At 67.1% G+C, this 14460-nt stretch carries 17 protein-coding genes; 8 read left to right on the forward strand and 9 right to left on the reverse strand.

All coding sequences use genetic code 11. The features are described 5' to 3' along the window. Positions 1–135: 135 nt before the first annotated feature. Both TSO5_RS04365 and fliI read right to left on the reverse strand, forming a co-directional pair. Positions 136–570 (reverse strand): flagellar export protein FliJ, encoded by a 435-nt coding sequence (locus tag TSO5_RS04365; RefSeq protein ID WP_109150424.1) that lies wholly within the window; start codon positions 568–570, stop codon positions 136–138. Then, positions 567–1904, reverse strand: coding sequence for a flagellar protein export ATPase FliI (fliI, locus tag TSO5_RS04370; RefSeq protein WP_109150425.1), 1338 nt, complete (start codon positions 1902–1904; stop codon positions 567–569). The genes TSO5_RS04365 and fliI overlap by 4 nt, the downstream gene beginning before the upstream one ends. Positions 1905–2158: 254 nt before the next feature. Between fliI and ctrA the strand changes: the two genes are divergently transcribed. The 4 genes from ctrA to TSO5_RS04390 all read left to right on the forward strand — a co-directional run bounded on the left by ctrA (position 2159) and on the right by TSO5_RS04390 (position 3985). After that, a complete protein-coding gene (ctrA, locus tag TSO5_RS04375) occupies positions 2159–2899 on the forward strand; it encodes a response regulator transcription factor CtrA (RefSeq protein ID WP_109150426.1) in 741 nt (246 codons plus the stop codon). A 256-nt stretch (positions 2900–3155) separates the two neighbouring features. Beyond that, positions 3156–3365 carry a cold-shock protein gene (locus tag TSO5_RS04380; protein WP_012977930.1) on the forward strand — a complete coding sequence of 70 codons (210 nt, stop codon included), beginning with the start codon at positions 3156–3158 and terminating at the stop codon, positions 3363–3365. 113 nt (positions 3366–3478) lie between these two features. Then, positions 3479–3712, forward strand: a complete 234-nt coding sequence (locus tag TSO5_RS04385; protein ID WP_109150427.1) for a hypothetical protein — start codon at positions 3479–3481, stop codon at positions 3710–3712. 48 nt (positions 3713–3760) lie between these two features. After that, a complete protein-coding gene (locus TSO5_RS04390) occupies positions 3761–3985 on the forward strand; it encodes a hypothetical protein (protein ID WP_109150428.1) in 225 nt (74 codons plus the stop codon). A gap of 60 nt (positions 3986–4045) precedes the next feature. Here TSO5_RS04390 and TSO5_RS04395 read toward each other — a convergent pair whose 3' ends face one another. From TSO5_RS04395 to TSO5_RS04415, 5 genes are all read right to left on the reverse strand, one after another. Beyond that, on the reverse strand, positions 4046–4885 hold the full coding sequence (locus tag TSO5_RS04395; protein ID WP_109150429.1) for a protein-glutamate O-methyltransferase: 840 nt from the start codon (positions 4883–4885) through the stop codon (positions 4046–4048). Then, positions 4882–6045, reverse strand: a complete 1164-nt coding sequence (locus TSO5_RS04400) for a chemotaxis response regulator protein-glutamate methylesterase (RefSeq protein ID WP_109150430.1) — start codon at positions 6043–6045, stop codon at positions 4882–4884. The genes TSO5_RS04395 and TSO5_RS04400 overlap by 4 nt, the downstream gene beginning before the upstream one ends. Positions 6046–6135: 90 nt before the next feature. Continuing rightward, positions 6136–6501 carry a response regulator gene (locus TSO5_RS04405; RefSeq protein ID WP_109150431.1) on the reverse strand — a complete coding sequence of 122 codons (366 nt, stop codon included), beginning with the start codon at positions 6499–6501 and terminating at the stop codon, positions 6136–6138. Between the two features lie 87 nt (positions 6502–6588). After that, positions 6589–7089 (reverse strand): chemotaxis protein CheW, encoded by a 501-nt coding sequence (locus TSO5_RS04410; protein WP_098736194.1) that lies wholly within the window; start codon positions 7087–7089, stop codon positions 6589–6591. Further along, positions 7086–9878, reverse strand: coding sequence for a chemotaxis protein CheW (locus TSO5_RS04415; protein WP_109150432.1), 2793 nt, complete (start codon positions 9876–9878; stop codon positions 7086–7088). Before TSO5_RS04415 ends, TSO5_RS04410 begins: the two co-directional genes overlap by 4 nt. Before the next feature lie 204 nt (positions 9879–10082). Between TSO5_RS04415 and TSO5_RS32895 the strand changes: the two genes are divergently transcribed. Next, entirely contained in the window at positions 10083–10256 is a 174-nt protein-coding gene (locus TSO5_RS32895) for a hypothetical protein (RefSeq protein ID WP_199230801.1), read from the forward strand. 6 nt (positions 10257–10262) lie between these two features. On the opposite strand, the gene TSO5_RS04420 is transcribed toward TSO5_RS32895, so the two are convergent. After that, complete coding sequence (locus TSO5_RS04420; protein WP_109150433.1) at positions 10263–10958, reverse strand: histidine phosphotransferase family protein; 696 nt, start codon at positions 10956–10958, stop codon at positions 10263–10265. A 123-nt stretch (positions 10959–11081) separates the two neighbouring features. Between TSO5_RS04420 and TSO5_RS04425 the strand changes: the two genes are divergently transcribed. The 3 genes from TSO5_RS04425 to TSO5_RS04430 all read left to right on the forward strand — a co-directional run bounded on the left by TSO5_RS04425 (position 11082) and on the right by TSO5_RS04430 (position 13421). After that, on the forward strand, positions 11082–11261 hold the full coding sequence (locus TSO5_RS04425; RefSeq protein ID WP_169054748.1) for a DUF3553 domain-containing protein: 180 nt from the start codon (positions 11082–11084) through the stop codon (positions 11259–11261). A gap of 112 nt (positions 11262–11373) precedes the next feature. Further along, a complete protein-coding gene (locus TSO5_RS33595) occupies positions 11374–11496 on the forward strand; it encodes a hypothetical protein (RefSeq protein WP_282183486.1) in 123 nt (40 codons plus the stop codon). A 125-nt stretch (positions 11497–11621) separates the two neighbouring features. Then, entirely contained in the window at positions 11622–13421 is a 1800-nt protein-coding gene (locus TSO5_RS04430; protein ID WP_109150435.1) for a hybrid sensor histidine kinase/response regulator, read from the forward strand. An 11-nt stretch (positions 13422–13432) separates the two neighbouring features. On the opposite strand, the gene TSO5_RS04435 is transcribed toward TSO5_RS04430, so the two are convergent. After that, a complete protein-coding gene (locus tag TSO5_RS04435; RefSeq protein WP_109150436.1) occupies positions 13433–14374 on the reverse strand; it encodes a DMT family transporter in 942 nt (313 codons plus the stop codon). Positions 14375–14460 lie beyond the last annotated feature (86 nt).

The raw sequence follows: 14460 nt of genomic DNA on the forward strand, positions 1-14460 counted from the left end.
CTCCCCCGCGTTCCGCGGGAGAGGGGGTAGGATGCTTGTTGGCGTAACTTATTTGGAGAGCGGCGGCAGTCCCCTCTCCCGCGCAGCGGGGGAGGGTTAGGGAGGGGGCAGCAGACCCCCACACCACCCAAAACGTCACCCCCCAGCCGCCTCCTCCTCCGCCTGCCGACGCCTGAACCCCACCAGCGCTGTCTCGTCCAGCATCGCGGCCTCCTTGCGCTTCTGCTTGTCGCGCTCGCGCTTCAGCCGCTCCTCCTCCGCCAGTTCGTAGCGCTTCAGTTCCTGGAAGGCCTCGGCCATCTCGTCGGTGGCGATGTTGATCTGCGCCTCCACCTGGCCCAAGGATTCGCCCAGCTTGCGGCCGCGCTCCAACGCCGCCTGGGCGAAGTTGGAATAGGTGAAGGAGACGGAGAAGTCGTCGCGCACCGTTTCCTGTTCGTGCGCGATCTCCTGCTTCACCTTCTCGATCTCGTTGCGCAGCCGATCGGCCAGCGTGTGGAGTTCCGCCAGGACGCGACGCTTCTCGTCCAATTGCAGCTTCTGCAGGCGGATGATCGTTTTCAGGCTCATTGCGGCCACTGCACCCCAAAGATTTCAGCGAGCATGGCGTAGCTGGTCTCCAGATCGGTGGCCTCGCGCTTGCCCTGCTTCAGGAAGGCTTCCAGTGCCGGCTGGTAGTGGATCGCCTCGTCCACCTGCGGGTCGGTGCCGCGGCGGTAGGCGCCCAGCCGGATCATCTCCTCCATATTGTCGTAGGACGACAGAAGGCGGCGGGCATAGCCGACCAGTTCGTTCTCGTTCGCCGTGTTGCAGCCGGGCATGGTGCGCGACACGCTGCGCAGGATGTTGATGGCGGGATAGCGCCCGCGCTCGCCGATCTTGCGTTCCATCACGATGTGGCCGTCCAGGATGCCGCGCACGGCGTCGGCGATCGGTTCGTTGTGGTCGTCGCCGTCGACCAGCACGGTGAACAGGCCGGTGATGGTGCCCGACCCGACCACCCCCGGCCCGGCGCGCTCCAGCAGGCGCGGCAGCTCGGCGAAGACGGTCGGCGGATAGCCCTTGGTCGTCGGCGGCTCGCCGGCTGACAGGCCGATTTCGCGCTGGGCCATGGCGAAGCGGGTGACGCTGTCCATCATGCACAGCACGTCGCGACCCTGGTCGCGGAAATGCTCGGCCACCGCCAGAGTCATGTAGGCCGCCTGCTTGCGCATCAGCGGCGCCTCGTCGGAGGTGGCGCAGACGACGACGCTGCGGGCGAGACCCTCCTCGCCCAGATCCTCGGTGATGAACTCCTGCAATTCGCGACCGCGCTCGCCGATCAGGCCGATCACCGCGACCTCGGCGGCCGAAAAACGCGCCAGCATCGACATGACCGACGATTTGCCGACGCCCGATCCGGCGAAAATGCCCATGCGCTGGCCGCGGCAGCAGGTGAGGAAGGCGTTGATGGCGCGGATGCCCAGGTCCAGCTTGCCCCCCACGCGGGCGCGCGAGTGCGCATTCGGCGGGTTGTTGCGGATCGGCGTGCCCTGCGGCCCCTTGGGCAGTGGCCCCTTGCCGTCCACCGGCTCGCCCAGCGCATTGACGACACGGCCGAGCCAGGCGTCGGTCGGGTAGATCATCGCCTGGTCGCCGGCCACCAGCGCGCGGCAGCCCAGACCCACCCCGTCGAGCGCACCGAAGGGCATGGCGAGCGCCCGCCCCTGCCGGAAGCCGACGACCTCGCACGGAATGCGGCGGCGGTCGCGCGTCTCGACGATGCAGCGGCCACCGACCGACAATTCCTTTTCGATCCCGCCGACCTCGACCATCAGGCCGGACACGGCGGTGACGCGGCCGTAACGGCTGCAGTCGGGAATCTGGTCGATGTCGCGGATCAACTGATCGATATCGAACGGCATGGATCGGATACCGGCGTTCCCAAGACGGAACGCGCTCCTATTAAGTGGTAGTTCTGTGGACGGAGGCGACGTTAACCACCATGATCGCATCTTGCGATGGAAGGATTAACGTTGTGTAAGCGCTTGGCGCTGGCGTTAAGCTGAATCGTCTGTTAACTTGTGTAAACGGGATGGTTGAAATCGATCATCAAGGATCGGGGACCATTACCAGAGTCGGGTAGCGAAAGCGCGCCATCAAACGTCGGGATATCGCCATGAGGGTTCTGCTGGTTGAAGACGATTCCTCCGTCGCCAAAAGCATCGAGCTGATGCTGAACACGGAAGGATTCATCGTCGACTCTACCGACCTGGGTGAAGACGGGCTGGAGATCGGCAAACTCTATGACTACGACATCATCATTCTTGATCTGATGCTGCCGGACATCGACGGGTACGAGGTTCTTCGCCGCCTTCGCGCCGCGCGCGTCACCACCCCGATCCTGATCCTGTCCGGTTTGACCGAGATGGACAACAAGATCAAGGGGCTGGGTTTCGGCGCCGACGACTATTTGACCAAGCCGTTCGACAAGCGCGAGTTGATCGCCCGCATCCAGGCCATCGTCCGCCGGTCGAAGGGCCATTCCGACAGCATCATCCGCACCGGCCGCCTGACCGTCAACCTCGACACCCGCACGGTGGAGGTCGACCAGTCGCCGCTACACCTGACCGGCAAGGAATACGGCATCCTGGAGTTGTTGAGCCTGCGCAAGGGCACGACGCTGACCAAGGAGATGTTCCTGAACCATCTCTATGGCGGGATGGACGAGCCGGAACTGAAGATCATCGACGTCTTCGTCTGCAAGTTGCGCAAAAAGCTGGCCGCCGCCACCCAGGGCGACAACTACATCGAAACGGTGTGGGGCCGCGGCTATGTGCTGCGCGACCCGCACGAGGAAGTCGCCGAGGGCAATCCCCCGCCGCCGCCGCGCGTGCCGCAGCAGCAGGCCGCCGGCTGACGGCAAGCCCGCATTTCTTTTCGTCCGCCCATCGAACGCCCGGCCTTCTTTCGCCTTGAAAGGGGGACCGGGCGTTCCCATGTCTGATGGGTCATTCTGCTTCGGACTGCGGGGCGTTCAAACGCTCCCACGCTCAGCCCCCCTTTTTTCGCCATCGCGATCATGCCTTAGCGGGCATTTGGGGGCCGCCATTCCCACACCCAGTCTGATGCGCCGCACCGGTGGTGCGGCGCCCTTCGCGTTATGGGAGACAGACATGCCCGTCGGCACCGTCAAATGGTTCAACAGCACCAAGGGCTTCGGTTTCATTCAGCCGGAAAGCGGCGGCCCGGATGTGTTCGTTCACATCTCCGCTGTCGAACGCGCCGGGCTGCGCAGCCTGGTCGATGGCCAGAAGATTTCCTACGAGGAGCAGCGCGATCCGAAGCGTGGCAAGACCTCGGCGGAAAATCTGAAGGCGGTCTGACCGCCTGACCGCCGACCTGCGGAAAAAGGGGCATCGGGAAACCGGTGCCCTTTTTCCGTGTTGCACAAGTCGCTGTTGCCCAGACGCAGGGCTCTGCCCAGAGGAGAACCGCTATGGCTTTCAAACCGAATTACAACCAGCAGCGGGCCGAGCGCAACCGGGCCAAGGAACAGAAGAAGGCGGAACGGCTGCAACGCCGCGAGGAAGGCGTCGCCGCCCGCCGCGCCGGCGACCAGACCGACAGCGACCAGACCGATCCCGAGTTGACCGGGCAGGACGATGCGGACGTGCAGGATGACGCCGTCTCGACCGAGACCGGTACCAAGACCGACACCAACAATGCCTGACCGGGCGACCGCAAGCGCGGCCGACCGCGACCATACGGAGGACAGGCCATGGCCCGTCAGAAGAAGCAACCCGTCGAAAACGCCTTCGCGCTCTTCGATGTGATCTACCAGGACGGTGCGCGCACCTCGAACCGCAAGGTGCCGACCGCCGACATCGATCAGTTCGACCGCGAGAACTCCATCCGCACCTTCATCGAGACGCAGGACCGCAAGATCGCGGAAATGTCCGGCAACCCGCGCGGACCGATCAAGTCGATCACGCCGTCGGCCTGACGCCGTTTTTTCGTTCGAATGGGGGCGGCTTTCCCGCCCCCGTCGCACCTGCGGAAAGCCTTACGCCACCTTGGCGCCGGCGGCGGAGAAGCCGCCCATGCTGTAGAGGCCGCGCTGGCCTTCCACCGGCTTGAACTTGTCGGTGATGCCCAACACCGTTTCCGCGCCGCCCAGATACAGCACGCCGTCCTGCGGCATTTGGCGGGAAATCGATTCCAGCACCTTCGCCTTCGTCGGCTGATCGAAATAGATCAGCACGTTGCGGCAGAAGACGATGTCGAACTGGCCCAGCGGCGACAGGTCGCCCAGCAGGTTCCATTCACGGAACGACGCCATCTGGCGCAGTTGCTGGCTGATCTGCCACTTGTCGCCGTTCTGCTTGAAATGCTTCACCAGCATGGTGATCGGCAGGCCGCGCTGCACCTCGAACTGGGTGTAGATACCGGCCTTCGCCCGCTCCACCATTTCCGCCGAGATGTCGGTGCCGATGATCTCGATGCGCCAGCCGGCCAGCTTCGCCGCCTCGTCGTTCAGGATCATCGACAGCGAATAGGCTTCCTGGCCCGACGAACAGGCGGCCGACCAGATGCGCAAGCTGCGCTTGGCCGCCCGCGCCTCCATCAGCCTCGGCAGCACCAACTGCCTGAACTGGTCGAAGGGCTTCTGGTCGCGGAAGAAGGACGACTCGTTGGTCGTCATCGCTTCCGTGATGTCGCGCAGCAGCGCCTCGTCCTTGCGGGTGCGGACGGTGGTCGCCAGTTCCTCCAGCCCCTTCATGTTCCACTTGCGCGCCACCGGCATCAGCCGGGACTCGAGCAGGTATGCCTTGTCGCGGGTGAGGACCAGGCCGGAACGCTGCTTGAGCAGCGTGGAGAACATGTCGAAATCTTCGACTCTCATGCTGCCCTCGAAGCGAGCTTGCGGATGTGGGGACCGATTTCCTTGAGCGGCAGGATGACGTTGCAGATGCCGGCTTGCGCCACCGCACCGGGCATGCCCCAGACCACGCTCGACGCCTCGTCCTGGGCGATCAGGGTGCCGCCGCCGTTGACCACGTCGGTGCAGCCCTTCAGCCCGTCCTGCCCCATGCCGGTCAGGATGCAGGCCAGGATCTTTCGTCCGCCGAAGGCCTTCAGGATCGACCGCATCATCGGATCGACCGCCGGGCGGCAGAAATTCTCGGGCGGGTCCTTGCTCAGCGCGATCACGTTGGTGCCGGCGCGCTGCGCCACCAGCATGTGGAAGTCGCCGGGCGCGATATAGCAGCGGTTCTGCACGACCGGCTCGCCGTCCTTGGCCTCGCGCGCGTCGATCCCGCACTGGCGGCTGATGTGCTCGGCCAGGATGGTGGTGAAGGTCGCCGGCATGTGCTGGGTGATCAGGATCGGCTGGGTCACGCCGGTCTTCAGGTGCGACAGCACCTCGAACAGGGCCTGCGGGCCGCCGGTGGAGCTGCCGATGGCGATCACGTCCGGCTTCACCGCGATGCCGGCCGGGGCCGGGCGGGTGGTGATCGGCCCGACCTCGCGCTTCAGCAGCCCGACCGGAGCCGCCGGGGTCAGCGGGCGGATCTCGCCGCGGCTTCGCGACCCGGCACGCCGGGCGGCGGCACCCAGCGCCTTGACCTTGGCGACCAGCTCGCGCTTGAAGTCCTCCGCCCCGCCGATCTCGCGGGTGGAGGTCGGCTTCGGGATGTAATCGGCGGCACCGGCCGACAGGCAGCGCATCGAAACGTCGGCCCCGCGCAAGGTCAGCGTGGAGGCCATGATGATCTTCACCTGCGGCGCCACCGCCAGCAGCTTCGGGATGGCGGTCAGCCCGTCCATCACCGGCATTTCGATGTCCAGCACGATGACATCGATGGAATTGCGCTGCAGCGAATTGACCGCCATCTGTCCGTCGCCGACGGAGGTGACGACGCGGATGTCCGGGTCCCCTTCCAGCGCGCGGGTCAGCAGGCCACGGATGACGGCGGAGTCGTCCACCACCATGACCCGGACGGGATCCGGGTTGGCCGGTCGCGCGGTGGTGAGGGGGCCTCTGCCAAAACTGTCCGACATAACGGCGATTCGCCTTTCAACTCGACATAGTCAACGCGGCTTTTTCCCGGGCGGCTTCTCCCGGCACCCGGGCCTGGAATGCGGCCAGGATCAGAGAAGGCCGACCTGCGCGAACTTGGTCTGGATGATGTCGCTGTCGAAGGGCTTCATGATGTACTCGTTGGCCCCGGCGGACAGCGCCTCCTGGATGTGGGCAAGGTCGTTCTCGGTCGTGCAGAACACCACCTTGGGCTGCTCGCCCCCGCTCATCTTGCGCAGCCGGCGCAGGAACTCGATCCCGGTCATCACCGGCATGTTCCAGTCCAGCAGGATGGCGTCGGGCATCTGCGCCGCGCAGGCTTCCATCGCCTGCCTGCCGTCTTCCGCCTCGCTGCAGGCGAAGTTCAGCTCTTCCAGGATCTTGCGCGCGACCTTGCGGACCACGCGGCTGTCATCGACCACCAGGCAGGATTTCATTGCGGCAGGGCCTCAGGTCATCTGTTCGTCGGCAAAAGCCGGCCGGGCCGGAGCGGCGCTCTCCATCGCGAAGAGCGCCGCGAGCCGTCAGGCCGTCTCGATGGTTGTGAAGTTGAGCAGACGGGGCACGTCCAGCACAACCATCAACTGGCCGTTCAGCCTATAAATTCCGGTCGAGACCTCCCGCCAGCGCGGATCCAGCGTCGCCGGGTTGCGTTCGAAGTCCTCCTTGGTCAGGCTCAGCACCTCGCCGACCGAATCGACCATCAGGCTGTACAGCTCGCCGCGCAGGTCGACGACGATCGACATGCCCGGCTTGTCCTTCGGCCGGCCGGTCAGGCCGAGCCGCAGGCGGACGTCGATGGCGGTGACGATGCGGCCGCGCAGGTTCAGCGATCCGGCGACCTCCGGCGGGGCCAGCGGGATGCGGGTGATCCGCTGATGGCCCAGCACGTCCTGCACCTGAAGGACCGGGATGCCGAACATCTGGTCGGCGATCGTCATGGTCACAAAGTCCTGGTTGCCGGAGACGACGATGTCGTCGCCCCTGGACTTCCGGACGGTGGACGGCAGCTTGGCGTTGCTCATGCGGCACCTTTCTGTTCGGTCAGCGTCTGCTGCAGCGCGAAGAGCAGCGCGTCACGGTCGAACTTGGCGACATAGTCGTTGAAACCGGCAATCCGGCCGCGATCGAGGTCACGGGCGCTGGCGTGGCTGGACAGCGCCACCATCGGCACACGCTGCCAGCGGCTGCCGTGGCGCACCGCCTCGGCAAAGTCGAAGCCGCTCATGCCCGGCATCTCGATGTCGGAGACGATGACGTCGAAGTCCTCGCCCGCCTCGCAGAGAGCCAGCGCGTCGCCGGCATTCTCCACCGCCGTCACGTCGTAACCGGCGACCGACAGCAGCGGCGTCAGCAGGTTGCGGAAGAAGGGGCTGTCGTCCACCAGCAGCACGCGCTGCAGCTTCTCCTCCTCGAACCCCTCCTGGGCGGAGGAGCCGAACCAGTCCTTGTAGGCCTGGGTCAGGAAGAAGCCGGCGTCGATCACCTCGGTCGCCTTGCCGGCGATGATGGCCGAACCCATCAGGCCGGGACGCTCCGCGGCCAGCTGGACGTTCAGCTTCTCCTCGACGATGTCGACGATCTCGTCGACGATCAGGCCCATCGAGCGGTCGCCGTCGGCGAAGACCAGGACCGGCTGGCGGCCTTCGTTGGCGATGACGAAGTTCGGGTTGATCGGCACCAGCGGCATCAGCTTGCCGCGGTACTGGACCACCGGCAGGCCGTTCGACAGCTCGACCGTGGCGAGATCGACGTCCTCCAGGCGGGCGACCAGCGACAGCGGCACCGCCTTGGGCGCGCCCTCGCCGGCGCGGAACAGCAGGAGCGCCATCTTGTCCTCCTGGCGCTGGGTCTGGACCGCGGTGGTCTCCTTGCCCGCGGCCTCGCCCATCGCCATCTCGCCGGTGGCCGACGCGATGCCGTTGGGGTCCAGGATCATGATGACCGAGCCGTCGCCCAGGATCGTGTTGCCCGAGAACATCTCGATGTGGCGCAGGATCGGCGCCACCGGCTTCACCACGATTTCCTCGGTGTCGAACACGCGGTCGACCATGATGCCGAAGGTGTAGGTGCCGACCTGGGTGACGACGATGAAGGTCTCGTCCTCCGTCTTGGCGGCGCCCTCGCTGTCGTCCAGCCGCAGCAGCTGCTGGAGCGAGACCAGCGGCAGCAGGCGGTTGCGCAGGCGCAGGACCGGGGTGCCCTTCAGCCGTTCGATGGTGTGCTCGCTGTCGGAGGCGGCGCGCACCAGCTCGACCACGCTGATCTGCGGGATGGCGAAGCGTTCGCCGGCGCATTCCACGATCAGGGCCGAGACGATGGCCAGCGTCAGCGGGATCTTGATGACGAAGGTCGAGCCCTTGCCCTGGACCGACTTGATCTCGATCGTGCCGCCGATCTTCTCGATGTTGGTCTTCACCACGTCCATGCCGACGCCGCGGCCCGACACGTTGGTGACCTTGGCGGCGGTGGAGAAGCCCGGCTTCATGATGAACTGGATGATCTGCTGGTCGGTCATCGAGGCCAGCTCGCCTTCCGACGCCATCCCGTTTTGGATCGCCTTCTGCTTGATCCGGTCGATGGCAAGGCCCTTACCGTCGTCCTGGATCTCGATGATGATGTGGCCGCCTTCGTGATAGGCGTTCAGCGTAATGCGGCCGGTCTCGGTCTTGCCGGCCTTCAGGCGCTCCGCCGGGATCTCCAGCCCATGGTCGGCGCTGTTGCGCACCATGTGGGTCAACGGGTCCTTGATCAGCTCCAGCACCTGGCGGTCCAGCTCGGTGTCGGCGCCGAGCATCTGGAGGTCGATCTTCTTGTTCAGTTCATGCGCCAGATCGCGCACCAGACGCGGCAGCTTGGCCCAGGCGTTGCCGATCGGCTGCATGCGCGTCTTCATGACGCCTTCCTGCAGCTCCGACGTCACGTGGTTCAGGCGCTGCAGCGGGGCGGCGAACTCGCTCTCCTTCTGCGACCGCAGGATCTGGAGCAGCTGGTTGCGGGTCAGCACCAGCTCCGACACCATGGTCATCAGGTTTTCGAGCAGGTCCACGTTGACGCGGATGGTCTGCGCGGCGACCGCCGATTCCTTGGTCGCGGCTTCGGCGCCCGCATCGGCGGCACCGCCGCCGGCAGAACCGCCGCCACTCGCCATCGGAGCGACCGGGGCCGGCATCTTGGCGGCGGCCGGCTCGGCGTCGGGCACGACGAGGTCCTGCGACGGGGCCGGCTCCTCGGCCGGCTCGGGCGCGCGGGTCGCCACGGCGGTGCTTGCCGGGGCGGCGGGAGCCGCGGCCGGCGGGTCGTTGGGGCCGGGGATGGAGTTCCACAGCGCCTCCAGCTCGTCCAGCGTGGCCGGACGGGAGTCCGACGCGGCGACCGCAGGGGCGGTCGGCGGCGGCGGGGGCGGAGCAGCGGCGGCCGGGGCGGGACCGCCCAGCTTGCCTTCGGCGCACAGGTTCAGCCGCTCGATCAGCGGCAGGTCGTCGCCCGGCGGTTCCGCCTCGGTCGCTTCCAGGACCGCCAGCAGGCTCTTGATGGTGTCCAGAGCCTGCAGGATCAAGGACACCGCTTCCGGATTGATCGTCAGTTCACCGTCGCGGAACTTGCCCAGCACGTTCTCGGACGCGTGCGCCACCTTTTCCAGGCGGGGCAGGCCGAGGAAGCCGCAGGTGCCTTTGATGGTGTGAACGAGCCGAAAGATGTTCGACAGCAGTTCCGGATTGTTGGGGTTCTGCTCCAACCGGACCAGCTCGACGTCCAGCACCGAGAGGTTTTCGTTGGTTTCCGTCAGAAATTCGGACAGCAGATCATCCATGTCGCATTCCCCAGGCCCAATGTTTATGGTCCGCGCCGGCCTGCGGCTCGAACGGACGGCTTTGCCGGCCGCCGGTTGCGCTCCAGTCCAGTTAGGGTGGGAGCCTGTCAAACACTGATTAAGAGAACCTTACCTCTTCCGATAGGGACTCCTCCGGGAGGTTCCACCGGTAGGATCGGGTTTCCATTGTCACAGGGAGGATCGATGACCGACGCCGAACTCGCCCGATCCGTGCGCGAAGCCGTGGAACGCCTCAACGCCGCGCTGGCGGAGGCCGCACGCCACAATCTGGCGGTCACGCTGCGCAGCACGTCCCACCAGACCACCGGCGGGGTGGAGCAGGTCGTGCTGGAGCCGCGAATCTTCAAGCAGTTGTAGGACGCCTCACCAGTCCGCGGTGAAGACCAGCCGCTCGCTGCTTTCGGTGGCGACGGCGATGCGGAAGCCGTCGCTCTCGGCCAGCCGGCCGGCGAGATAGGCGTGGATGGTGCGCGGGGTCAGCGCCTCGGCCCCCGCCGTGCCGGCCAGCGCCGCCGCGGCCTCCGGGTTCAGCGTGCCCGGCCGCCCGGCGGCGGTCACGGTGATGCGGCCGGCGGTCTCGTCGCCGTCGGCGGCGACCGAGACCAGCCCGCCATGGGTCAGCGCCTCGTCCGCCAGCATCACCAGATTCAGCACCAGCTTCACCACGCCGCGGCGCTGGGCGGTCATGTCGTGGGGCACCCGTTCCGGCCAGTCGAGCCGGGTGCGCCCGCCCTCGACATAGCCGGCGGCGGCGGCGCGGGCGTCGCCGAATCCCTTCTGGTCGCGTCCGGCCACCCCATAGGCCAGCCGGAACACCCGCAGTCGGCGGTCGGCCTGACCGGAGGAATGGTCGATCAGCTTCACCGCCTCGCCCAGAAAGCCGCCGATGGAACCGCCGCCGGCCGGGCCGCCATCCTCGTCCTCCTGCATCTCTTCGATCAGCTCCAGGCCGTTGCGGATGGCGCCGACCGGGCTGACCAGATCGTGGCAGAGCTTGGACGCCAGCAGTTCCAGCACGCGGATGTCGACGCTGACGGGGCGGGAGGACGAATCGGTCACGGGGCGGACTCCGGGAAAAAAGGAACGGCGACGGCGCGGTGCCGGAGACTCTATACTCTCCGGGCGCCGCCGCACAGGCGGTCGCATTTCCTATGTAGAATAGCGGCATGGATGGGACGCGACATGGACGATTCGCTGGTGCCCGGCGCCTGGGTGCGCCACCCGGACCAGCCCGATTGGGGGTTGGGACAGGTGCAGTCGGCCATCCGCAACCGCATCACGGTGAATTTCGAGCATGCGGGCAAGGTGCTGATCGATTCGGACGTCATCTCGCTGACGGTCGTCGATCCGGACGAGATCTGAGGTCCGGCACCGGGGGTTTGGGGCCCCGCACTCCGGGAAAGCGCGGATTGCGCGGAACCGGCGGCTTTGCTTTTATGCGAATGATTTCGGACGCCTGTTTGGGAGAGACCATATGAAGGCAATGATCCTCGGCTTCGCCGCCGCGGCGGTGATCGCGCTGGGCACGGCTGCGGTGCTGAACTCGGTCGGCCATTCGACCGCAGAGCGCTATTCCAGCCCGTCCGTCCGCCTGTAGGCGAATTTTATCCAATCCCATTCCACGAAAAGGCGACTTCCGGCAGCCCGGCGCACGGTGTAGGATCGGTCGATCCATGACCGGACACGGCGGGGCATTGCTTGATCTCGCGTCTCAAAGGGGGAATGGGCGCATTCGGTGTGGCGCTGATCCTTGGCCTCAACGCCATGTTCGGCTACGACCTGCTGCACCAGCGTGACCAGACCATCGCCCGGGCGCGGGAGGACACCGCGTCGTTGGCGCTGGTGCTGGAACGCCAGGCGAGCGACACCCTGTCCGGCGTGTCGAAGATCCTCGCCGGCGCCGTGGAGGTGCTGGCCGTCAGGTCCGGCAGCTGGACCCGCGGCGATGCCGACATCCATTCCCTTCTGCGCCGTCAGGCCGCGCTGTCGCCGCTGATCCGCGCCATCCTGGTGGTGTCCGCCGACGGCAGGCTGATCCACGACACCGAAACGCTGGAACCGGCGAACATCGACCTGTCGGATCGCGATTACCTGATGGCCCACCGCGACCGGCTGGTTCGCGATGGCGGGGTTTTCGTCGGCAATCCCGTGCGCGGCCGCACCTCCGGCACATGGTTCTTCAGCATGAGCCGGCGGCTGGACACGCCCGACGGGCAATTCGCCGGCGTGGTGGTCGCCGTGCTGGAGCCGATGGCCTTCCGCGGCTTCTACCAGTCGCTTCCGCTGACCGGCGACGCGGTGGTGACGCTCTATCACGCCGACGGGACGGTGATCGCCCGCTTCCCCGACCATGACGGCTTCATCGGCCGCTCGGCCCGGCTGCTGCCGCTGTTCACCGACCTGCTGAAGGAGGCACGGGCGGGGACCGCAATGCTGGATGGCACCGTCGACGGACCGCGCCGCATCCTCAGCCACCGCGCCTCCGCCGAGATGCCGCTGGTGGTGACGGTGTCCTCGTCGCAGGACGCGGTGCTGGCCCCCTGGTGGTCGAAGGTGATGACGCTGGCGGCGGCCGACCTCGCCGGGACGCTGGTGCTGGCGGCGATGACGCTGGCCCTGCTGCGCGAGGCGGAGCGGCGGGAACGGGCCATCGCCGACCTCCAGAACAGCGAGCAGGCGCTGCGCGACAGCCAGCAGCGGCTGATCCAGGACATCGCCGCCCGCCACAGGATCGAGGCGGAACTGATCGCCGCCAAGCAGGTCTCCGACGCTGCCAACCGGGCGAAGACCCAGTTCCTGGCCAACATGAGCCACGAGCTGCGCACGCCGCTGAACGCGGTGATCGGCTTCGCCGAGGCGCTGGAAAGCGGCATTTTCGGCGCGATGTCGGGCAAGCAGACCGAATATGTCGGCGACATCCGCCGCTCCGGCCAGCATCTGCTCAGCCTGATCAACGACATCCTCGACACCACCAAGATCGAATCGGGCAAATATGTGCTGCATCAGGAGGATCTGGCGGTCGGCGAACTGATCGGCGAATGCCTGCGCCAGATGGAGCCGCTGGCGGTGGAAAAGGGTGTGACCCTGACGGCGGCGCTGCCCGCCTCCCTGCCCATCCTCCATGCCGACGCCCGCGCGGTGCGGCAGATCCTGCTGAACCTGCTGTCCAACGCGGTGAAGTTCACCCCGCCCGGCGGGCGGATCGCGGTGGAGGCGGACAGGGCGGCGCGCAGCCTGCGCCTGCGGGTCAGCGACACCGGCATCGGCATCCCCGCCGTGGAGCTGGAACAGGTGATGGAGCCCTTCCATCAGGTCGACAATTCCCACACCCGCCGCTATGCCGGGACGGGGTTGGGGCTGCCCCTGGTCAAGTCGCTGGTGGAGTTGCAGGACGGCCGTTTCGTGCTGTCCAGCGTGCTGGGGCGCGGCACCACCGCCACGGTGCTGTTCCCGCAGTCGCGGCTGCGCACCTGTCACGACAGCCATCCGGCCCTGGACCGGGTGCAGGCCGCCCCGGCGTAAGATACTCTCTATTATGAGCGCCGCGCCCTGCCGACGATGACCAGGGCGATGCCGCCCAGCACGGCGGCCGACGACAGCGCCAGAACCGGCGTGATGCGCTCGCCCAGCGCCAGAACCGCGGCCAGCGCGGTGATGACCGGGACGCTCAGCTGGACCGAGGCGGCGCGGGCGGCGGTCAGGGCGGGCAGCGCCGCATACCAGATGGAATAGCCGACGCCCGACGCCAGCGCCCCCGACAGCACCGCATAGACCAGCCCGCCCTGGTCCCAGCGCACGCCTCCGCCGACCAGAGCGGCCAGCAAGGCCAGGACCGCCGCCATCGGCGCGGCGCGCAAGAAGTTGCCGGCGGTGGTGGCGATGGGATCGCGACTGGTGCGCCCCAGCAGGGAATAGACGCCCCAGGCCGCTCCGGCCGCCAGCATCAGCACAGCCCCCAGCGGGTCCGGCGCCGACAGGCCGGGCGCCAGCAGCAGCCCCAGCCCGCCGAGCGCCAGCGCCAGCCCGCCCCATTGCAGCGGCACCAGCCTTTCGCCGCGGTAGAGCCCGACCAGGATCATGGTCGCCTGCACCGCCCCGAACAGCAGCAGCGCCCCGGTCCCCGCCGTCATGGTCAGATAGGCGAAGGAGAAGGCGGCGGCATAGGCCAGCAGCGCCGCCGCGCCGCGCCAACTGCCGGCCCCCGCTTTCGCATGGCCGGTGGCGCGGGCGATCAGCCACAGGCTGGCGGCACCGGACGCGATGCGCACCAGGGTGAAGCCGGCCGGGTCGATGTCGGTCTGGGTCAGCGCCAGCCGGCACAGGATGGAGTTCGCGGCGAAGGCCAGCATCGCCAGCAGGGTCAGCAGCGCCGCACGCCCGGCGCCGGGAATGGCCGGGTGCGGGGCCGGGGCCGGGGCCGGGGCCAGATTCGGAGTCGAAGTCGGGACGGCCCCCATCTTATCGCTCGCTGCCATGATTGTTTTCCCTGCAACCATTTCACGCCAGCTAGCCGCAGGGCCGCCGCCCTGTCAAATGCCGAGCCTCGCCACCCCCGTCCGAC

The organism is Azospirillum sp. TSO5, assembly GCF_003116065.1.
Lineage (GTDB): Bacteria > Pseudomonadota > Alphaproteobacteria > Azospirillales > Azospirillaceae > Azospirillum.